Origin of the sequence: Chryseobacterium sp. WX (assembly GCF_029542485.1) — a bacterium.
Taxonomy (GTDB): domain Bacteria; phylum Bacteroidota; class Bacteroidia; order Flavobacteriales; family Weeksellaceae; genus Chryseobacterium; species Chryseobacterium cucumeris.
The window spans coordinates 3,550,812-3,570,664 of record NZ_CP120710.1 but is presented as its reverse complement, the minus strand read 5'-3'; the positions used below and the strand labels follow the sequence as shown (position 1 = coordinate 3,570,664).

Annotated in this window: 19 protein-coding genes; 16 read left to right on the top strand and 3 right to left on the bottom strand. The window is 36.1% G+C overall.

Going from position 1 to position 19,853, the window contains the following annotated elements:
- Positions 1-165 precede the first annotated feature (165 nt).
- The 9 genes from PZ898_RS16125 to PZ898_RS16085 all read left to right on the top strand — a co-directional run bounded on the left by PZ898_RS16125 (position 166) and on the right by PZ898_RS16085 (position 12,824).
- Positions 166-336 carry a hypothetical protein gene (locus tag PZ898_RS16125; protein WP_157885767.1) on the top strand — a complete coding sequence of 57 codons (171 nt, stop codon included), beginning with the start codon at positions 166-168 and terminating at the stop codon, positions 334-336.
- Positions 337-566: 230 nt separating this feature from the next.
- On the top strand, positions 567-1,325 hold the full coding sequence (locus PZ898_RS16120; RefSeq protein WP_277693755.1) for a leucine-rich repeat domain-containing protein: 759 nt from the start codon (positions 567-569) through the stop codon (positions 1,323-1,325).
- A 13-nt stretch (positions 1,326-1,338) separates the two neighbouring features.
- Complete coding sequence (locus PZ898_RS16115; RefSeq protein WP_277693754.1) at positions 1,339-3,522, top strand: hypothetical protein; 2,184 nt, start codon at positions 1,339-1,341, stop codon at positions 3,520-3,522.
- Between the two features lie 7 nt (positions 3,523-3,529).
- Positions 3,530-7,339, top strand: coding sequence for a hypothetical protein (locus tag PZ898_RS16110; protein WP_277693753.1), 3,810 nt, complete (start codon positions 3,530-3,532; stop codon positions 7,337-7,339).
- Between the two features lie 62 nt (positions 7,340-7,401).
- On the top strand, positions 7,402-10,134 hold the full coding sequence (locus PZ898_RS16105) for a hypothetical protein (RefSeq protein ID WP_216443509.1): 2,733 nt from the start codon (positions 7,402-7,404) through the stop codon (positions 10,132-10,134).
- A gap of 9 nt (positions 10,135-10,143) precedes the next feature.
- A complete protein-coding gene (locus PZ898_RS16100) occupies positions 10,144-10,686 on the top strand; it encodes a hypothetical protein (protein WP_277693752.1) in 543 nt (180 codons plus the stop codon).
- Between the two features lie 115 nt (positions 10,687-10,801).
- Positions 10,802-11,722: a WYL domain-containing protein gene (locus tag PZ898_RS16095; protein ID WP_123278802.1), complete on the top strand. Its 921-nt coding sequence runs from the start codon at positions 10,802-10,804 to the stop codon at positions 11,720-11,722.
- Between the two features lie 53 nt (positions 11,723-11,775).
- Positions 11,776-12,393 (top strand): hypothetical protein, encoded by a 618-nt coding sequence (locus PZ898_RS16090; RefSeq protein ID WP_277693751.1) that lies wholly within the window; start codon positions 11,776-11,778, stop codon positions 12,391-12,393.
- A complete protein-coding gene (locus PZ898_RS16085) occupies positions 12,393-12,824 on the top strand; it encodes a nucleoside deaminase (protein ID WP_062673172.1) in 432 nt (143 codons plus the stop codon). Before PZ898_RS16090 ends, PZ898_RS16085 begins: the two co-directional genes overlap by 1 nt.
- 70 nt (positions 12,825-12,894) lie before the next feature.
- Here PZ898_RS16085 and PZ898_RS16080 read toward each other — a convergent pair whose 3' ends face one another.
- Together PZ898_RS16080 and PZ898_RS16075 are read right to left on the bottom strand one after the other, a co-directional pair.
- A complete protein-coding gene (locus PZ898_RS16080) occupies positions 12,895-13,422 on the bottom strand; it encodes a GNAT family N-acetyltransferase (protein WP_277693750.1) in 528 nt (175 codons plus the stop codon).
- A 68-nt stretch (positions 13,423-13,490) separates the two neighbouring features.
- Positions 13,491-14,249, bottom strand: coding sequence for a type III pantothenate kinase (locus PZ898_RS16075; protein ID WP_062673778.1), 759 nt, complete (start codon positions 14,247-14,249; stop codon positions 13,491-13,493).
- A gap of 487 nt (positions 14,250-14,736) precedes the next feature.
- Here PZ898_RS16075 and PZ898_RS16070 point away from each other — a divergent pair, with 487 nt between their 5' ends.
- The 7 genes from PZ898_RS16070 (at position 14,737) to PZ898_RS16040 (ending at position 17,933) form a co-directional block, all read left to right on the top strand.
- Positions 14,737-14,916 (top strand): hypothetical protein, encoded by a 180-nt coding sequence (locus PZ898_RS16070; RefSeq protein WP_277693749.1) that lies wholly within the window; start codon positions 14,737-14,739, stop codon positions 14,914-14,916.
- 94 nt (positions 14,917-15,010) lie between these two features.
- The gene (locus PZ898_RS16065) at positions 15,011-15,316 is read left to right on the top strand and encodes a hypothetical protein (RefSeq protein WP_277693748.1); all 306 of its coding nucleotides are present in this window, start codon (positions 15,011-15,013) and stop codon (positions 15,314-15,316) included.
- A 421-nt stretch (positions 15,317-15,737) separates the two neighbouring features.
- Positions 15,738-15,926, top strand: coding sequence for a hypothetical protein (locus PZ898_RS16060; protein ID WP_277693747.1), 189 nt, complete (start codon positions 15,738-15,740; stop codon positions 15,924-15,926).
- Positions 15,927-16,157: 231 nt separating this feature from the next.
- Positions 16,158-16,292 carry a hypothetical protein gene (locus PZ898_RS16055; RefSeq protein ID WP_277693746.1) on the top strand — a complete coding sequence of 45 codons (135 nt, stop codon included), beginning with the start codon at positions 16,158-16,160 and terminating at the stop codon, positions 16,290-16,292.
- 125 nt (positions 16,293-16,417) lie between these two features.
- On the top strand, positions 16,418-16,723 hold the full coding sequence (locus PZ898_RS16050) for a hypothetical protein (RefSeq protein WP_277693745.1): 306 nt from the start codon (positions 16,418-16,420) through the stop codon (positions 16,721-16,723).
- A gap of 16 nt (positions 16,724-16,739) precedes the next feature.
- The gene (locus tag PZ898_RS16045; RefSeq protein ID WP_277693744.1) at positions 16,740-17,189 is read left to right on the top strand and encodes a hypothetical protein; all 450 of its coding nucleotides are present in this window, start codon (positions 16,740-16,742) and stop codon (positions 17,187-17,189) included.
- A 141-nt stretch (positions 17,190-17,330) separates the two neighbouring features.
- On the top strand, positions 17,331-17,933 hold the full coding sequence (locus PZ898_RS16040) for a hypothetical protein (protein WP_277693743.1): 603 nt from the start codon (positions 17,331-17,333) through the stop codon (positions 17,931-17,933).
- A 48-nt stretch (positions 17,934-17,981) separates the two neighbouring features.
- On the opposite strand, the gene PZ898_RS16035 is transcribed toward PZ898_RS16040, so the two are convergent.
- Positions 17,982-19,820 carry a M1 family metallopeptidase gene (locus tag PZ898_RS16035; protein WP_277693742.1) on the bottom strand — a complete coding sequence of 613 codons (1,839 nt, stop codon included), beginning with the start codon at positions 19,818-19,820 and terminating at the stop codon, positions 17,982-17,984.
- Between the last annotated feature and the right edge of the window lie 33 nt (positions 19,821-19,853).

The window sequence follows — 19,853 nt, the reverse complement described above, 5'->3', positions numbered from 1 at the left end:
TAAAAACACGTCAAGTTTTGTCGCTTTGCCCCATTACCTTTGGAGTATTAAAAAGACACAACAACAATTCTTAAAAACTTTTAAAAGCCTTTGAATTCAACATTTTCTCATGCTGAACAGTCTAAAATATGTTCAAAATATAACCAACACCTTACAACACAAAACATGGAAACACCAGATCACAATACCGATGTACTCTTCAATGAAGATCTCTATACAATAGAATGGAGTGATATCGAAAATGCTGAGATGGACTATGAAAACTATCTCATTGACATTGAAAACTTCTTCAGGGAAGATTTTGAAAAAGGATTACTCGAAGAAGATATTTTTTAAATAAAAATTAATACACGACAAGTTCTGGCGCTGTTCAACATTACTTTTGAAATCTCTATAATAACCGTACAGCAAACTCATTAAACATTCATTCTCAATTCCTTTGAATTCACCATTCACAAAATGCTGAACAGCCAGAACTATGTCTGAAAATATAGCACAAAAGTGAGCATGCTTTATAAAAGAACAGATCACAGCAATCAACTTATTAATCAATCACACAACGTTTTATGAAAACAAAAGAAGAATTAAAGCTCTATTTTGAAAATGGAGATATCCCAAAACAGGAAGATTTTTGGGAATGGCAGGACGCTTACTGGCATAAGGATGAGAAAATTGACATGCGCAAGATCGCAGGTCTGGAGAATGGTACATTCAACATACTCTATGCTGAAATGGATGCTGATAAAAATGCTTCATTAGCCTTCTTTTCAAAAAGGAAAATTGTGATAAAAGAAGGAACAGTCACTATTCCCAAAAATTTTACCGCAGGTCTGCAGGTAACTGACGTAGAAATCCCTGACTCCGTAACAAGTATTCAGGAAAGCGCATTTAGTAACGGTGGATTAACGACTCTTACAATTCCTCCAAAGGTAACCGAAATTTCCAATTGGGCTTTTTACAATAACAGATTGACGTCTTTATTTATTCCGGACAGTGTTGTCAATATTGGAATACAAGCATTTACAGCCAATCAACTGAAAGAACTTCGTTTTCCCAAAGGAATAACGATTATCTCACAAGGAGCCTTCTCTGCCAATAAGCTGACATCTGTTGAGATTCCCGATGGAGTAACAGAAATTCACTCGGATGCTTTTGTCAGCAATCAACTCACCTCAGTAACCATTCCGGCCAGTGTACTCAAAATTGAAAACAATGCTTTCAGAGTTAACCAGCTTACAAAAGTAACATTAGGCCCTGAAACGACCTATTTACCTTATTCTTTTGACAGCACAGTGGAAATCGTGGGAGGAAAACTCATCAATTAAAATTTTTAAGCAAATGAAAACAAAACAAGAATTAAAAAAATATTTCGAAAACGGAGATATCCCGGTACAGGAAGAATTTTGGGAGTGGCATGATTCCTATTGGCACAAAGATGAAAAGATTCCTGCAGATCAATTAGATTATGATCTCTCTCAAAAAGCAGATGTAAATGCATCCAATCTTAGCCCACAGAATGCTCAGCTTTGGAAAGAAAAAATTGAAACGCAGACAACAATTCAGGTTCCACAGTTGAATGGAAATGTCTTAACTGTTTTCTATACAGGTGAGAATGGTGTTCAGCAAAGTAAATCTGTAGATCTAAGCAGTCTGGTAACCCGTGATATCAGTATTGAAAATGCAGCATATGATGCCTCTCAAAATATGATTACCATTACCCAGAATGACGGTTCTGCCTTTCATATCAATCTTTCTGAATTCAGCATTATTCCTACTACCAATGCTGATGGAAGTGTAACATTATCACAGGAAGGACAGGAAAAAATCACTGTAAAAAAAGTAGCTTTAACAGGAAGTTATAATGACCTTTCTGACAAACCCACTTTTAGCGGGAATGATAATTTACAGAATGTCATAGACAGAGGTAACGGAACAACCAAACCTATTATTTTTCAGCCAAGCCAGGGCAGAGCAGGCGAAATCAATTTCAGTCCTACAACGTATTCCTTCTGGTTTGGAAATTTGAATACGGATCACACCGGAGCCTACGGATTGGGAATTGGTTATAATACATTATCAAAATTAACCACCGGAGCAAATAACGTAGCACTTGGTTCTTATGCTTTAAATGAAACCACTACGGGAAGATGGAATACCGCAACAGGTGTTTCAAGCGGAACTAAACTTACAACAGGTAATTTCAATGCTTTTTTCGGAACACAAGCGGGAACTGAAACAACAACAGGAAACGGAAATACGTATATCGGAGATGAAGCAGGAAACAAAAATATTGCCGGAACCAATAACACCGCGCTTGGTCTGGGAGCCGCTTATTCCTTAACTAATGGTACTCAGAATACTTTTTTAGGTGCTTTTGCCGGAAATATTCATGGAAAAGCGACAACTTCAGGAGCATGGGGATCGAATACTTTTGTTGGATATAATGCCGCCTCCACTACACATGCTATGGGGGTTTGGGGTGACAACAATGTCGTTATCGGCTGTAATGCCCCATTAGGAGGTTCAACCTTCAACAAACTGGTGATTGAATCCAATCCGGTAGCAAGACGCCATGATTTTGTAACGCCTTTAATTGGTGGAGACTTTGCTGCAAGAACATTGGATTTTGACGCCGTGATTTCTGCAAAAAGAACACCTTTAGCAGATAACACTTATACAAAAGTTGCGGTTCTTAATGCCGGTAATGTATTGGGATATAAAAACCTTTCCGATTTTCAAAACTACATTCCTATCACAGGAACAGAAGCAAACAATCCTGTTTCCGGTCATATCCAGTTTGAAAATGCCGAAGCTCCGGAAATTGAATCTCTTCTCTATAAAATCAATACTCAGGACGGAATTAAAAACCAGGTAGGTTTCTTTCCAAGCGGAGTTTTGATCACATCAGGCAGTGTAGATAATTCTATACAATCAAATTTAGATGTCAGTAAAGATTACGGTGTATTGGCTAGAGCTTATGGTGCAAAACTTAGTTTAAGTAATGCCGGAGCCTCTTTAACGAGTTTTACCGATCATTCTGACGGTAAAGGAATTATGGTAAGTAATTATCCTGATGAGCCTGTTATGGTAGAACATCAGGTATCAAATGCCAGAGGCTTAAGTTCTAAAACTTATTTTGGAGACAACGCACAGGAAAATGATTACATCCAGAAACAATATGCAGACAAACAGCATTCCTACAGTACCAAAGAAGAGCTGACGGGTGGAAAATGGATCAACGGTAAGCCTGTTTATAAAAAGACCTTGTATCTGAATCAGATTCCGAGAACAGGTGAAATTGACTTAAGACCTGAATTCCCGGATCTCGAAACCATTATCTCCAACGAAATGTTTACAGAATGGGATGATCTTAAAGCCGCATTTGCAGGTAATCAGTGGCGAACAAAAGTCTACATCACTATTGAAAGAGAAAGAGCAATTATTGAACTGTTGAATACACCTGATTATAATTATTCTCTTATCAATTCGTTTACTCTAACACTTGAATACACCAAAAAATAAGAACAAAATGCCAACAAATAATACATCAACAGTAAAATCCGCATTTACTGTCGGAAAATCCTTAATAGGAGAAGGAATTATTAACTATAAAGAAACAAACCCTATGAATACCAATAACGCATCACAATCACTTTTCAGATTTGTAAGTCTGAGAAACCCTCAATTAACAGAAATTAAAGACAAAAACTTAGGATTTATCCACAGACCTAAAGGAGTAACCGGTGTTTTTGACACAGCGGTCGTTGGAAGACCTGCCAAAACTTTAAAATTTACAGCCATGAAAAGGGCTGCCGGAGAGTTTAACAATTCCGGATTCGAAAGCGAAAAGAAAATCGAAGAAGGAGCATTTAGAGACCTTCTGATGATCGGAAGAAAGCTTTCTAAAAAAGAAACATTAGAAAGCGCTGACTGGACGTTCGTTACGGATTATTACAAAAGCCTTATTAATACCAACAGACAGCTGAACGCAGAAGGAATTTCTATATTTTCCCAACTTTGGAATAATTATATTTATCAGATTGTTACCCAGGGAGATTTCTATATTAAAGAAGCAATCAGCCACATTTTAATGGCTATTCAGCTTGGTTTTGCCAGCAATCAGGACCTTACAGATCAGGAAATCATCAAAATTAATGGAGAAAAACCATTGGAAAAAGCAATGGATGGAAAAATTATACTTCCTACCATTCTATTTTCAGAGGATACGGAAACGGCTTCTTTAGTTTCATCTGCAAACGCTGAAGGTTCCGAACCGGTTTTGGCAGCAAGAACAGTTCAGAGATTAGAATCTGAAGCAAGAGCTTCTTTTGTATCCAGTAAAGCCATCCACAGAAAAGAATCCCTGAACACACTGAATTCCGAACTGGAAAAGCTTCAGAAAAAATTCCATAAATCCAGACATCAGGCCTACCAGGATGAGTATTCCAGATATATGACAGAAAACAAAGAACGTTTGGAACTGTATGACAGAAAGCTGGCCGAAGTAGACAGTAAAATCACTCCGGACATGTCCGAAGAAGAAAAAGAACGCCTTTACAGCACTTTGAAAGAATATGAAGTTGCGCCTTTCGTATTTACGTACAAAAATGAAATCAATTTGGAGGATTTGCAAGCAAAGCTTTCACCGGAATCTTTCGACCTTTTTGTAGAACTTTTCGGTGAATCCACAACCAGCTTAACTTCTGTGGCAGAAGATAAAGATAGCCTTCAGATCCTTTCGCATGACACTTTAAGAATGGGTGCCCAGACCATTGTTCTTGATGATGAGATTGAAAGCTATGCTGATGCTTTACTTGTTGTAAGAAACAATATCTCTGCTTCCATGGAGACGGCACTTCAAAACAGTCCTCTTCCGGAACAGCAGTATGCCAATATCGGCGGAGCTTCAATACCTCTTATTCAGAATACCACCAGAACACCGATGGCATACAGCTTGTATGCTCACAGTGCTTACGTAGTAGCAGGCAGCAGAGGATTTGTTAATTTTTCTTTTGAAGTTGAAGATGTTTCGTGGAGTGTTGCCAATGCTAAAATTACGGCTACAACAGATGCTGCCGGAACTTTCGAAGAAAATTACAGCAATATTTCTGTAGTTGATAATAAAATTACCTTACCTGCGGCTTTGGTAAACAGATTCAGAACCAGCTTTAGTTTCAAAATAGAAATTATTTTTGATAACGGAAGCCAGGCTTATGGAGAGATTGCCACACAATATCTGAAAGAAGACTTAAACCTTACCGGAATGCTGACTCTGAAGCGTGCAGCAGTTGAAAATCCGGGTACACCTGAACCAGGTACAACCCAAAAACGAAAAAATTTCGGGATCAAAAGATTGGGTGTAGCAGATTATATGAAAGTCGTGCAAAGTGTTCATGCTTATGTTCCGGGAGAAGTGTCCAATATTGAGAACGTTATGGCAAGCGAACTGAGACATAAGTCTTCCGTTTCCAGAGAGTACTCTGAAATTACGGATACAACTTCCAAATCTCAGGAAACGGAGAAGATGTCAGACACTTCCAAAACTTCCAGAACGGATATGCAGACCGAAGTTGCGAAAGAAATTGAAAAGCAGCAGAGTATTTCTGCGTACACAAGATTCAGCTATGGAAATGACAGTGCCATGAAGTTTGAAATCGGAGCTGACTATGCCAATAATACGGCACAGCACGACAGTACAAGACAAGCTGTAATGAAATCTCAGGAAATTACAGAAAGAGCAATGGAAAGAGTTCTTACTAAAATTTCAGAAGAAAGAGTACAGAAAATCATCAAGGAATATACGGAAACCAATGTTCATGAATATGATAACAGAGGAAAGGTAACCAACACTGATAATGCTGAAGCGGCACAGCCTAAACACATTACCGGAGTTTACAGATGGATCGACAAGAAAATGAAAAACCAGATCTACAACTATGGTAAGCGTACAATGTTTGAATTTATGGTTCCTGAACCTTCAAGATTACACCGTCTGGCTCTTACTGTTGCCAAGGCTCAGGTGCTTAAAGCTCCTGTAGATCCAAGAAAAGCACCGGAACCATGGTTAATGGCAGATCCAAAATCTGCAACGATTGTACAGATCCAGCATTGGGCTCAGGAATACGGAGTAACTTTAGAGGCATTCCCGGAAGCAACCAAACAAGTAATTCATACTGCTTCCAGCGTTCCTCAGACAAATGATGATTTTGGAATTGATCATACACAATTTACCATCCCAGACAATTATGCTGGTAAAAATGCAAGTTTCGCGTGCAGGTCAACAAGAAACAGAGGTGGTGGATGGTCAGGATCACGTTATTCTGAAGTGATGTTCTCAAACTTAAAAGGAGATATGATTGGCCGTTCTGAACGTGGTGGAGACCTTAATTTTGACGATGGATCATCTGGTTTCAATATCACAGGTAATGTATCTTTCCAGGTGAAGGGCCACAACGTAAGAAGTTATACCATCAAAGTCGTTGTGAACTGTGAGCTGAGCGATGCCTTTATCAGCAAGTGGAAAACAGACAGTTTTAATGATATTATTAAAGCCTATGAAGCTGCTTATGCCAAATTCCAGGAAGATCAGGCAAGATTAGACGCAGAGCAAAAAGAAAAAGAAGCTCAGCTTAAAGAAAGACAGGATACTTTCTACCGTTATATGGAACATGATGTCTTAAAGCACAACTGTATCGCTTATTTATTACAGGATTACCTTTATACATTAGGCCAGGAAACAACTAACGGTGCCGATGAGAAAACAACCATGGATAATTTCCAGGTATACCTGAATGAAAATCTGGACAGATATACAGCCCTTGCCAAGTTTATGGAACAGGCATTCGAATGGGAAATTATGGATTACACCTTCTACCCATACTATTGGGCTAACCGTAAGAGCTGGCAGGAATTCTACATCAGCGAAAGTATGGACCCATTGTTCAGAAGTTTCCTGCAGGCAGGTATGGCAAGGATTATCGTTACCGTAAAACCAGGTTTCGAAGCAGCTGTTCAGTTCTTCCTTGAAACAGGATTGATCTGGAATGGCGGTTCTGTTCCGGTAATCGGCGACCCAATGTACATGAGTATCGTAGACGAAATGAGACAGCCTACCGGAGAACCTCAGGGGAAATACTGGATTACCAGAATCCCTACTACCTTAACAATCCTTCAGGATAAATCCACAGGACTTCCGGTAAATCAGCCATTACCGATTTTCCCGGAAAATGCCCCTGAGAATTGTGAAAACCCTTCAGAATTGGAGTTTGAAACAAGTTTCAGATTGGATGAAGATGCACAATTACAGCATGGAGATAAGGAAACAAGCACCTTAGATTAAACTATTCAATGAAATGGTGGCATAAAGCCGCCATTTCTTTTTAAACACTTAACACTTATAAAATGAAATCAATAAAAGCATTAGGAACTCATGACATAGCTTCATTAAAGATGCCTAAAATCACCAAAATAAGTGGCTTGGGACTTTCGCCTGAAAATAAATATGGCCATTTAAATGGAAGCGGCCTTACCTATTACCACAAATTTTTAGCTTATGGAGATATAAATAAATTGGTGGAAGAATATAACGATCCCAAATTTCTAAAAGCTCATACCGATACTGATCTATTAATATTTTACTTACTTGGAAGCAAAAATGAATTATATATTACCATTACCGGGAGATCAAAAGATTACAATAAATTATTAAGCTCTCAACAAGAATTTAAATATGAAGGATTTAAGGATGATATAACGTTTAAAGAATATGTTATCAATAATATCATTAATGACAGACAACAAGGATTTTCTTTTTCTCACGATGAAATTTCAACAGCTATTGATGATGCGATATCAGATTATCAATTTATTATAAGCGAACAAAATACTAAGCAGGAATCCAGATTTGCCATTCCAAGCCAGGTTTTAAAAAACAAAGTAAATTTAAAAGAGCAAGGTACTATAAAGGCTTTACAGGAAGTAAACAGAACCATTGCCAAAATGAGAGCGGAAGAAAAACATGCCTATAATGAGTGGATTATTTCTAAAGCAGATCCCTACAATTATTTTGGAATTCACTTGAACAATAATAAAGATATTTCTCTAAAAGACCTGAAACAGCTCATTGCCCAACTGAAAGATTATAAAAAGAATATGGGGGAGCTTAAAGACGGAAGAATCACCAATATTGAAGATATGAATTCCTTTGTAGAGCAAAATCTTACTGCTGGAGGAAGTATGTTCAAATGGTTCATTGATACTCCTTTCTTCAGTTTGGATATGGAAACCAGGAAAAAATACATCGAAATGTATTGTGGAGAAGAATCTGCTTTCCCAAGATTCAGTATTTCAGGAGGAATCTCTAATGGAGATATTGTTGCTGCATTATTTAAAACCTGTTCTAATAAGCAGGAGCTTTTTGATATTATAATCTGTTTAGAGCAAGATGGAAAACTCTTTCATTTGCTTAATAACTTAAAATTTCAGGCATTTTCCCAAGTATGTACTATTATCACAGGAGTTTATATGACCTACATTAAAAAGGGAGAAATGAACAAAAAGTATGCGGATTCCCTTGAATTTGGCAGACAGATTTTATTCGATAACAGAACTTTTGGGAATCGTAATATTGAAGAATTTGATATAAAACACAACAAATTAAAATTCACAACAGATCTCAATCTTTTTGTAAAAGTTGGAAAAATGAGTCTTGTTGCTCCTTTTCTATCAAATATGACAAGAGAAGATCTGCAAAAACCTATTTCCTGTAATCCTCTTGACATCATAAGTGTAACTCCTGTAGAAGATATTGAAAAATATAAACTGAAAAAAGGTGAAATCTATTTACTTCCTGCTTGCTTTGTCTATCTCCTATATAATGAAGAAACATGGGAAACCAATATACTTGCCGCAGAAGTTACGATACAGCTAGCCTTCTGCCTTCTTGGTGTGGGTGAAATAATGGCAGCTGTAGAGGCAGGAAGTACAATTGGTGTGGCTTATTCCGCAACCGGTGTCGTAATAGATGCTGGTTTTGGAGCTACATTGTTTAAAGAATTTAAAAAAGACCATCCTGTAATTACAAAGTACATTCATTATGCAATGTGGGCACGTTTAGCAACCGATTTCATTAATGTAAAAGGGTTGTCACAAGAGCTCAGAGCCTCTATGAATGCAAAGAAAATTAATTTTGAACCCTATGAAGCAACAATAGATGGAGTAAGAGTTATAAAAGGAACAAAAAAGATATATCGTCCGCTTTCTATTGGATTGCTTAGTGTTATTCCACCTGCCATCCCGGCACTTTATGCAGCACAAGGAGGACGGAAGCTGTTATTTTATTTACAAGGAATAAAAGAATCAATAACAGATGTTACCATTTTCTTTAAAGGAGCTGAAATTTTTTCAGGTAGTAAATCTGCAGCTAAGGAATTTATGGATGCAGCAGTAGTAGTTTACAAAAATGAAGGGCAAGCAGCCATGGAAAATTTCTTCTTTGCGAAACAAGCTTCCGAAAGAACAAGAATTTTACATTCACAACTACCACCAGGAGATATACATGTAGGGAATTTAATTAAAAAGAAAAATGGAGAAGGATATTTCTATGAACTTCACGAATTAAATCAGACATTGCATTACAAGAAAAATTGGACTGTATATGATAAAATAAAAGAAGATCAATTTTTATGCAATGTATATGTAGTAAAAGATAATGGTAAAAACTTATATTCAGGTGATTTTTTTATTCCTCCAGCTTTAAACGCAACTTTAAGGGCTAATAAAGCAGATCTTTCTGACATCAGTCTGGGGAAAACTATGTATGATGACGGTTTTGTCTCACTTCAGATGGACCTTGGAAAGGAATTTGACGGAATCTATGGTCTTTACCAAAAGAGCTCAGCATATGTTGCATATGGAGGAGAATCTGTAAATTTAACCCGATTTAAAAAAGCCATGCAAGGAAAACCTATTACAAAAGATAATATCATAGAAGCAGTAAAACAAATTGCTCCTTATAGTTGGGCAAAAGAAAAAGGCTTTGATAAAATTGAATTGAAAACTCCTATGAATGAATTCAATGATCTTTTAGGAGATATTAATAAATTAGAAGAACTAAAAGTAATATATCACAAATAACTAATTATTATGAAAGAAGAAAAAATAGATAAAATCATAATCTCATTAACAGATGTAAAAAAAAATGGGTTGTATAACCCAGATGGTACCTATGTAGGCTTTGATGTACGCACAGAGGACTATAAAGAAAATCCTGAATGGAATGAATTTGATTTCAAAAAAGAAGTTTTTGAAGAACTTTTAGGAGATGACTTTGGGAAGAAAGACTTTTACTATGAACCCAACACATGGGAGTTTGTTGTTGATGCACTGGAAAATAAAATTAGAGATGTACTGAAAACAATGAAAAAAGTACCGGAAGAGCATACCAAAAATTCTATGGAATATTTGAAAACTTACAAAAATGAACATTTTGATCCTATTACAAATCGTTCTATTTTTTATGAAGATGTTAAAGAATTTCTTGGTGAATTATATCATTATAATATTCGGGAAAATGTCAGAGATAAAAACTTATATTATTTTCAACTTTTTTACAATCATCTAAAAAGTAGTTTCAAAGAAGGTTTCCCTTTGTATATTACGGCAGCCACTATTGAAGACCAAAAATAAATGTCTATTTAAAACAAAAATAAAACACGACACGTTTTGTCGCATGAACCGCATATATTTGTCTTATAAAACTTTACCATGAATGCAGCGCTGCTGCACCCTAAAAAATAGAGAAATGAAGAAAGATTTTTATCTGACAAGATATGCCTTAATAATTAAAAGATTAGAAAGTTCTCCGGCTACCTATTCACAACTGGAGGACTATCTTTTAAACTCTTTTGAATTCCAGGATGCAGGAATCAAGAGCTACTCTATCCGTACCCTGCAGAGGGATATCCGGGAGATTTCCGATCTTTTCAACCTTTCTATTCACAACAAGAAAAAGGGCGACAACCGGTATTATATCGAGAGCCGCCCGATTATGGAAGTGGATGAATACAATCAAAAACTTCTTGAATCCTTCCAGGTGAGCAATGCCCTGAATCTTCACCCTGATTTTTCAGATTTCATCTTTTTTGAAAGCAGAAAACCCACTGGTGTAGAACATTTTTATGATCTGTTCTTTGCAATCAGAAATAAAAGAGTTGTAAGTTTTGAACACTACAATTACAAGAACAAACTGATGACCTCCAGAAAAGTTCACCCTTTGGCTTTAAAAGAATCTAAAGACCGATGGTATCTTATTGCTATTGATACCAAAGACAAAGTTTTAAAATCATTCGGGCTTGACAGGATCAATTATCTGGATGTAGCCAAAAATCAGTTCAGGGAAAAGTACAAATACAACTTCAGAGAGCATTTCAAAAATGCATTTGGGGTGATGAACCTGGCAGAACAGAAACCACAGAACATTGTATTAAAATGCAGCCGCCATCAGGGAGAATACATCAGAAGTTTTCCTCTTCACCAATCGCAGAAAGAAACGAAAGAAACTCCGGAAGAGATTTATTTTGAGTTCTTCCTCCACCCTACTTATGATTTCATGCAGGAGATTCTTTCTTACGGAAAAGAAGTAACCGTTCTGGAACCGAAAGGTTTAGTTGATGACATCCGCAATCATTTACAGGAATCTTTAAACCGTTATCTTGAAAGCTGATCATCAGGAATATATTTCATATTTTTTGTTATATTTACATAAATAAACCTTTATTGAAAACTTTATTCATTGGCATCAGCTGCTTTATTTCTTCCTTTTTTCTCGCACAGCAGAAAGAAGAGTTCAGACTCGTAAAGAGTTATTATAATCAGCACAGAAATATGCTGAATAAAGAGTTCAAAAAGAAATTTGATGCAGAATCCGATACTTCAAAAAAGGCTGCGATAAAGGGAGACTTTCTTTTTTTCATGAAAAAAATGGACAGCATTGAAAACAATGCTCTGATCGGAGCTTTATTAAAAGTCAGGAATCTGGAGGACCTTCAAACCATTAAAAACCCCAGACTCACCTCATCTGAAAAGTTTGCAGATGCTGAAAAGATTGCAGATTATCCCGGAGGTATCAATTCTTTGAGGCAGGAAGTCGCCAATCTGCTGTATGTTGACGGAGTATATTCTAAAGAGAAGATGATAAAAACGGATGTGGATTTTATTGTTGAAAAAGATGGAACAGTCAGTAATGTTCATGCACAGGGAGATAATTTTACCTTTAACAGACAGGCAGAAATTGCTTTATATTCTCTGGCGGAAAAATTTTCCCCGGCAATGCTGAAGGGCGACCCTACTATTTACCGCTTTAAACTTCCTTTAACCTTAACGATAACGGATTAATGTTTACCGACGAATATTACATGAAAATGGCACTGCAGGAAGCAGAAGCCGCTTTAGAAAAAGATGAGGTTCCTATCGGATGTGTAGTAGTTTCCAACAACAGAATCATCGCAAGAGCCCACAATCTCACGGAAACATTAAATGATGTGACCGCCCATGCCGAGATGCAGGCCATCACCTCTGCTGCCAACTTCCTGGGAGGAAAATACCTGAAAGACTGTACGCTTTACGTAACGATGGAACCTTGTGTTATGTGCTCAGGTGCCCTTTCTTGGTCTCAGATCTCGAAAGTAGTGATTGGGGCGCGAGATGAGCAAAGAGGTTTTATCAATAAACATCTTTCCCTCCATCCGAAAACTGAAGTTATTACGGGAATCATGGAGGTAGAATGCTCTTCTATTGTTAAAGAATTTTTTAAAAGCAAAAGATAATTTAAAATAAAAGCCAGAGGATATTGCAATTCTCTGGCTTTCAATTTTATAAATAGCAAGACTTTCTGTTTTAGTCTTTTAAAATACAATATCTCACCAGATCAAAATATTCTCCGTCTTTTTTCACTTCTTTTATGAGAACAGCCTCCTTCTTCATTCCTATTTTCTCCATAATTCTTCCGGAAGCAGGATTGTGAAGGAAATGAGTGGCAAAAATTTTATTGAGCTTCAATTCATCAAAGCCAAAATCTATTATCCCTTTTGCAGCCTCGGTTACATATCCTTTGTTCCAGTAAGGAATTCCTATCCAGTAACCAAGTTCAGCTTTATCATCTTCCCTGTCATGCAGCCCGATAGCTCCCATGATTTGACCTTCTTTATTCCGGATCGCAAACGTATATCCTGCATTATTCTCAAAAGCTTCTTTTGACATTTTCACCCAGGATCTGGCATCATTTTCCACGTATGGATAAGGAATATTGGAGGTAAGATCAGAAAAAATCCTATGCTGAAGAAGTTCAACGATAAAAGGGATATCCTTTTCTTCCAGCTGTGAAAGGATCAGTCTTTCGGTTTGTAGTACGGGAAATTTTTCCATTATATTAATTGTAAGATTGAGGAACTAAAGTATCAGCTGGATTCAACCTCAACCTTAATCATTTAAATTTATAAATCTTTTCCGAGGAAATAAAGACCTTTCAATGTATGGAGCCTGTCCATCACATGAATCTTATCCGTCAGAGGTTTATAGACATGGGAAACTCCTCCTGTTGCCACTACAAAACAATCATCGTTCACTTCTTCGTTGATACGGCTGACAAAGCCTTCTACCATACCGAGAAAACCATATACCATACCACTTTGCATACAGGTTACCGTATCCAGTCCCAAAACAGATTTTGGTTTCTTCAGTTCGATATCCGGAAGCTGTGCGGTCTGGTTAATCAGTGAATTCAGAGACGTTACAATTCCCGGAGCGATAATTACTCCTAAAGTTTCCCCTGTTTCTGCTACACAGCTTGCGGTAAGTGCTGTTCCGAAATCTATGACAATCTTCTTTCTGTCCGGGTACAGATTGTGTGCAGCCACAAGGTTGGCATAGATATCTGTCCCCATCTGCTTAGATTTAGCCTGCACTCCGGAAGGAGTATTTCTGTCAACAATCACAGGATTTGTTCCGTGTATTTTTTTGATCCCGGAGCTCATTACTTTGGTAAGCTGAGGTACTACGGATCCGATAATTACCTTATCAATCTCTTTAGGATCAATTTTATAGGTCTGATAGAGCATCAGCATCTGTACATAAAGTTCATCTGCTGTTCTGTAAGGTTTTGTATTGATGACCCACGAAATATCACAATTATCGCCATTGAAAAGACCGAATCTGATATTGCTGTTTCCTACGTTTATTACGATTGAATTCATTGACATATTTTTCAGAAGAAATTCATGATATATAATTGAAATTTCCGCTTGATTTTGAGGCAATAAATTTAATAATTTTTCTAAAAACAACCTGCCAATCTCCCATAAATTACAATGATCTTAATAATATCACTCGTAGAATTCTCCTGAATGCAAAACAAAGCTGTTTGTAAGCTGCATGATTCCTCCCGAAGTTACAAGCAATAGTATTTTAACCTTCTAGAGATGTACGGAAATTTAAAACAAGTTGCGGGAGATTTCCGGTGATAACCGAAGGATTCCTGCAAGCTGTGGGAAACCAAATGAGGTCTCCAAAAGTCCCTTACAGGTCTGTTTGCAACAAAACGAGATACATTTAATTACTATGAGATACTTTGCTATCCACAGTGTTCTTAAGGAGTTAAAAAATATTTTTAAAAAATGTATTGTTAATTGATCAAAAAAAAATATTCTTGTAATAAGAATTTAAAAACACAAAATCACACCAATGAAAAAAATTAATTTGCTTATCTTAATGGCAATCATGTCCTTTATATTCAGCTGTAGAACAGAACTTACCAATGAAACGGACACCAGCATTACTCAATCAGATTTCAGAAAAACGATTAAACTAAATCAAAACGTATATTACCGGGATAAAAAACGGTCCTTCACATACGCATGGTAAAACAGAGGATTTTTTCTCTTCTTTACCCGATGATGCCACAGTAACAGTAATTACACAACATAATGTAACTTCTTATAGTACCGTCATCAGAAACTTGGACAGATCATCAGATGTTTTAGTGTATAGTATTGATAATGAAAATAAAAGTATAGGCTTTATCGCAAAATATAAACCTGCAGACCTAACAAAAAACTATCAGATTGATAATTTTACAGGTACAGTAGAATATATCACCCTGGATGGCAGACCCATGGGAACTAAAGAACTCTCCAACGGCACACCACTCCCCGATAAAGCAACAGCAGCAAAAACATCTGCGAATAAAATGGATTGCTCATTAAGCATTAGGCTTATTGAGGTAGAATGCAACGGGGAACAAATGCAACTATCTATTTATTAGGATTTAAAAAGTCCAAAAAACTAGGACTCCATTATTATTACGCTATCAATAGCCCAACCGACCCAACAGAATTTGAATATTATATTACCTATAAAAAAGTGAAATAATCTTATACACCCTACAACTCCTTTGCAATGACTTTATTTGACGATGAATCAATAAATAAATTAATGAAAAAATTAGCGATAACAATTACAGGATGTTTTATGCTGTCATGTACCGTTAATAAATTAGGTTTTAAAGAAGAGTTGACAGTACAAAATTTCAAAGATAGAACTTTACAAAAATGTCTATTGAAAGGATATCAGAATAAAGACCTCGTAAATAAAATATATGATATAGATTAGACACTCTATGACCCTGTTGCAATAGCCTTATTTGATAATGAGATAGATTCTTTTTTAACCCTAAAATAAATAAAATGAAAGAAGATTCAATGGAATCAATCGGGAAGATCTCTGAAGCAAAAGCAGGGAAAATTCTATTTGGAAATTGTTTGTATGTTTATAAAAGTAAAGAACTGGATAAGTTTGCTACTAAGTATATTAATAAATATAAGAAGGTCAAAGATTTAGATTCGTTAATTCTTTCAAAAAACCCATCTTTTTAATTAGCAAAGATAATAGAAATGAATAATCCAAAATTAATCATACCTATCGTTTGCTTTTTACTAATTTATTCATGTTCAATCAATGCAAGACCACAATTCAGCTATTGAAGTGATAGAAAACACAAAAGCAATGAAAAGGAATTTTATACCAAAAGATTTAGGGATGCTGTATTTTATAAATGTCTACAACATGGATATGGAAAGGATATTAATTTTAAAATAGGAAAATTAATGGCAGAGAAAGATTTATTTACTCCTTCTGATGAACCGTTTATTACAAAAGATAGAATACAAGATAGTTTAGCAAAGCAAATAATCTCTAATCTTCCTCCTGTATACATGCTTCATGAAACGAGAATCAAATAAAGGGAAAAAATTTCATAATTTCCACGTGTCTTTCCTACTATGAAAGCAAAGAACTAAACTCCTTTGCAAAACAGCTTTATAAAGAAAAAGCTAAACATGAGAAAAAGTTATGGGGGAAGTAAAATATGAAACTATTATCTTCTTTAATAATTATGTTTTCCCTCTCGTCCAATTTTATTTCTGGACAGGAAATTATCCAACCTGATAAAACTAAAATAGGCAAATATGAATACGAGATTTATTTAAAAGATTTCTATTCTTATGAAATTGATGAGTCTGGGATCAAAGGTATCTTTTCAATGGTTTCTCCGAAAAATAGCTTATGGACTTCTGGACATGCAGATTGTTTGCAATCAAGTGGAACTTGCGTAAATAACTGTCATTTTTTTGATGGAGATATAGAATATATTGATATTTGGGAATTAAATTAAAATCATAATTACAGATATGAAAAATCTATTTATTTTATTTTTTAGTGTAGTCTTCATACATTGCTTTTCACAAAATATAAAATGTGAAACCACTGAGTATGTGAAGAAATTGGATGAAAAAGAATATTCCACATATAATTATATAAATTCGAGCTATAGTTATTCAAGGCCTCTATTAATATTAATTGCAGACACTGAAACTTTTATGAAGATTCATCTGAAAATACCGTCTTTATTTTCAAGAAAGCAGGAATACACCGATGTAAATCTCCTAGGTATAAAAGGGTTTAACAATAAGCATATTTCTGAAACAGATAAAAACATCATAAATGCTTTTATTCAAAATATTATAAAATATCGGGCCGACAATAACCTTCCTTTATACACTGAAGAACAAATTCGAGGATTAATCCAATTTATTGAAAAAGAAAATGATATGTGTAAGGTATTTGCTTGTAAAAAATAAATTATGAATATGGAAATTATATCACCTCTCTTACATTAAGAGTTTAACTGGAAAATTAATAATTGACAAAAAAAGATATGAGACTTTCTCCTGAACAAATCACTATATTTAATAACACATTATAATTATTCTGACTAACTCATGAAAAAACTGATCCTCGGTACTTTACTATGCCTCAGCGTCACCATTTTTGCGCAATCCGGCAATTCAATGGCAAGCATTTTACAAAAAATAAAGAGTCAGTCGAAAATTGATACTCAGGATAAAACAGTTTATGATCTGATGGATGAGTTTTATCAAAAAAATCTTCAGGCTGACAATGATGAAATGACTCCCGAGTTTACCCACAAACTTCAAAGAGCAGTTTCTGATTCAAATACCAAGAATATACACCTGCTTTATCTTTTTCTGATGTATCAGCAGCATATCAGCCAGGCCGTGGCAGAAGGGAAAAAACCTAATCCCTTGTTTCAGATTGAAACCATGAATCTTCTGGAAAGTGAAACAAAAGAAGTATATGGAAAGCTCCCGGCAATTATTTACATTTTTAAAGCAGAGGCTTTAGATAGCGGCTCAAAAAAAGAAGAAGCACAAATGACGGTGGCCAGCGGCTTAAAAGAATATCCGGATTCTGTTCCTTTAAAGGTATACAGTTATTTAAATACCAAAGATGAAAATTTGCGGAAGGATCTTACTCAAAATCATCCCAATCACTGGATGGTACAGCAATTTGGAATAAAATAAAAAAAACCACAGATTCATCTGTGGTTTTTTCGTTGTATATGTCTATTGTTATTTCACTTCAACAAAGTTATTTTCCATATTCACATCTGCAATTCTCTGGCTGAAATCAATTCCCAGGACAGATAATTGAGATTTTGTGTAAGGAATGGTAAGCGTATATTCTTTCTGAGTCCAAGGCCAGTAAGGCATTGTTTTAAACTCACCATACGCATCCTTTTCTTTCCATGTATGAGTCATATTCATTGGAATCTGATACGTAACGATCTTCTTATCGGTTGTCATTACGCCAAAATCAATTGGCATTGGAACCTGGCCATTATTGACTAAGGTAATGGTAGTAGATTTTGCATCGTATTTTACATCCTTAATTCCGTAATCGATAGTTTTTGTCGTATTGATCCAGTAGTTATGGAACCATTTCAGATCCATCCCTGAAACTTTCTGTGCAATGTGAAGGAAGTCCCTGTCTGAAGGATGCTTCATACTCCACTGGTCATAATATTGCTTTAAGGTTTCGGCAAGATTCTGCTCTCCCATAATATATCCAAGCTGCACCAGGTATAACTCACCTTTTACATAAGATGCAAATGTGTAAGACGTCCCGTTATCATGGTGATCACCTAACCAAACAGCTGGCTCTTCAATTCCTTTCTTAACAAATTTTCTGTAGGCATCCAATCTTTCAACAAAAGGATTCGGAAGATCTTCAGGGAATAACTGATACATGGTATAGCCTTCCGCATAGCTTGTAAAACCTTCATCCATCCACGGACGTACAGATTCGTTAGTGGCAAGCATCTGCTGATACCATGAGTGAGATCCTTCGTGAGCCATTAATCCCATCAAATCTTTAACACTTTTAGCTTCTCCTAAAATCATGGTACACATCCCGTATTCCATCCCGCCGTCTCCTCCCTGGATAAAGGCATAGGTAGGATATACATATTTTCCGAAATGAGCATTCATGATCTGGAAATATTTCGTAATATAAGGCTGAGATTCACCCCAGGCTTTCGTTTTATCATTTTTCTGATACACCAGATATACTTTCGGACCTTCCGGAACATTGAAGCTTTCTACAGAATAATCTCTGTCTGCACTCCATGCGAAATCAAGGATGTTTTTTGCCGTCCATTTCCAGATTGCCTTTTTATCTTTTTCCGTTTTTATTTTTGCATTGGCATCATAGCCTTTCACTTCTGAAGGGTTCTCCAGAATTCCTCCTGCTCCAACTACATAATCTTTATTAATCTTAATAGTAACATCAAAATCGGAGAACGGCGCATGAAATTCTCTTCCCAGATAATCGAAAGTGGCCCAGCCATCATAATCGTATTCAGCAATTTTCGGATACCACTGCGTCATGGTCATGTCTACTCCTTCTCTGTTGTTTCTTCCGCTTCTTCTGATCTGCATAGGAATCACAGCATCCCAATCCATTGTAAAGGTAGTCGTAGAATTAGGTTTGATAGGTTCTGCCAGATACACTTTCATAATGGTTTCCTGAACTTCAAATTTCAGCTCTTTCCCATTTTGTTTAATCCAGTGAATGTTCTGAGCTCCTTCCTGATCTTTTGGAATGGAAGCGAGTCTTGAAATACCGTCTTTCTGAAGTCTCCCATCACCATTTTTTCCCTGTGAAGCCACTCTCTGATCCATCATGGAATTAGGTTTGAAAGCATTCCAGTATAAATGGAAATAAACCACATTCAGCTCATCCGGCGAATTGTTGGTGTATTCTAAAGTTTGTTTTCCCTGATAGGTAAATTTTTCAGCATTAACATCAATATCCATCTTGTACTTCGCAGTCTGCTGATAATAAGCTCCTTGCTGAGCCTGAAATTGTGAAATGATAAACGCAAAAATGATTGCAGCCGATTTTCTCATTTAAAATTTTATTTTTTCTAAAGGTAGGTAATT

What these genes read in the sequence shown, in the direction of transcription:
- PZ898_RS16125 (WP_157885767.1), top strand. Translation starts at nt 166, where the DNA reads ATGGAAACACCAGATCACAATACCGATGTACTCTTCAATGAAGATCTC.
- PZ898_RS16120 (WP_277693755.1), top strand. Translation starts at nt 567, where the DNA reads ATGAAAACAAAAGAAGAATTAAAGCTCTATTTTGAAAATGGAGATATC.
- PZ898_RS16115 (WP_277693754.1), top strand. Translation starts at nt 1,339, where the DNA reads ATGAAAACAAAACAAGAATTAAAAAAATATTTCGAAAACGGAGATATC.
- PZ898_RS16110 (WP_277693753.1), top strand. Translation starts at nt 3,530, where the DNA reads ATGCCAACAAATAATACATCAACAGTAAAATCCGCATTTACTGTCGGA.
- PZ898_RS16105 (WP_216443509.1), top strand. Translation starts at nt 7,402, where the DNA reads ATGAAATCAATAAAAGCATTAGGAACTCATGACATAGCTTCATTAAAG.
- PZ898_RS16100 (WP_277693752.1), top strand. Translation starts at nt 10,144, where the DNA reads ATGAAAGAAGAAAAAATAGATAAAATCATAATCTCATTAACAGATGTA.
- PZ898_RS16095 (WP_123278802.1), top strand. Translation starts at nt 10,802, where the DNA reads ATGAAGAAAGATTTTTATCTGACAAGATATGCCTTAATAATTAAAAGA.
- PZ898_RS16085 (WP_062673172.1), top strand. Translation starts at nt 12,393, where the DNA reads ATGTTTACCGACGAATATTACATGAAAATGGCACTGCAGGAAGCAGAA.
- PZ898_RS16080 (WP_277693750.1), bottom strand. Translation starts at nt 13,422, where the DNA reads ATGGAAAAATTTCCCGTACTACAAACCGAAAGACTGATCCTTTCACAG.
- PZ898_RS16075 (WP_062673778.1), bottom strand. Translation starts at nt 14,249, where the DNA reads ATGAATTCAATCGTAATAAACGTAGGAAACAGCAATATCAGATTCGGT.
- PZ898_RS16070 (WP_277693749.1), top strand. Translation starts at nt 14,737, where the DNA reads ATGAAAAAAATTAATTTGCTTATCTTAATGGCAATCATGTCCTTTATA.
- PZ898_RS16060 (WP_277693747.1), top strand. Translation starts at nt 15,738, where the DNA reads ATGAAAGAAGATTCAATGGAATCAATCGGGAAGATCTCTGAAGCAAAA.
- PZ898_RS16055 (WP_277693746.1), top strand. Translation starts at nt 16,158, where the DNA reads ATGGCAGAGAAAGATTTATTTACTCCTTCTGATGAACCGTTTATTACA.
- PZ898_RS16050 (WP_277693745.1), top strand. Translation starts at nt 16,418, where the DNA reads ATGAAACTATTATCTTCTTTAATAATTATGTTTTCCCTCTCGTCCAAT.
- PZ898_RS16045 (WP_277693744.1), top strand. Translation starts at nt 16,740, where the DNA reads ATGAAAAATCTATTTATTTTATTTTTTAGTGTAGTCTTCATACATTGC.
- PZ898_RS16040 (WP_277693743.1), top strand. Translation starts at nt 17,331, where the DNA reads ATGAAAAAACTGATCCTCGGTACTTTACTATGCCTCAGCGTCACCATT.
- PZ898_RS16035 (WP_277693742.1), bottom strand. Translation starts at nt 19,820, where the DNA reads ATGAGAAAATCGGCTGCAATCATTTTTGCGTTTATCATTTCACAATTT.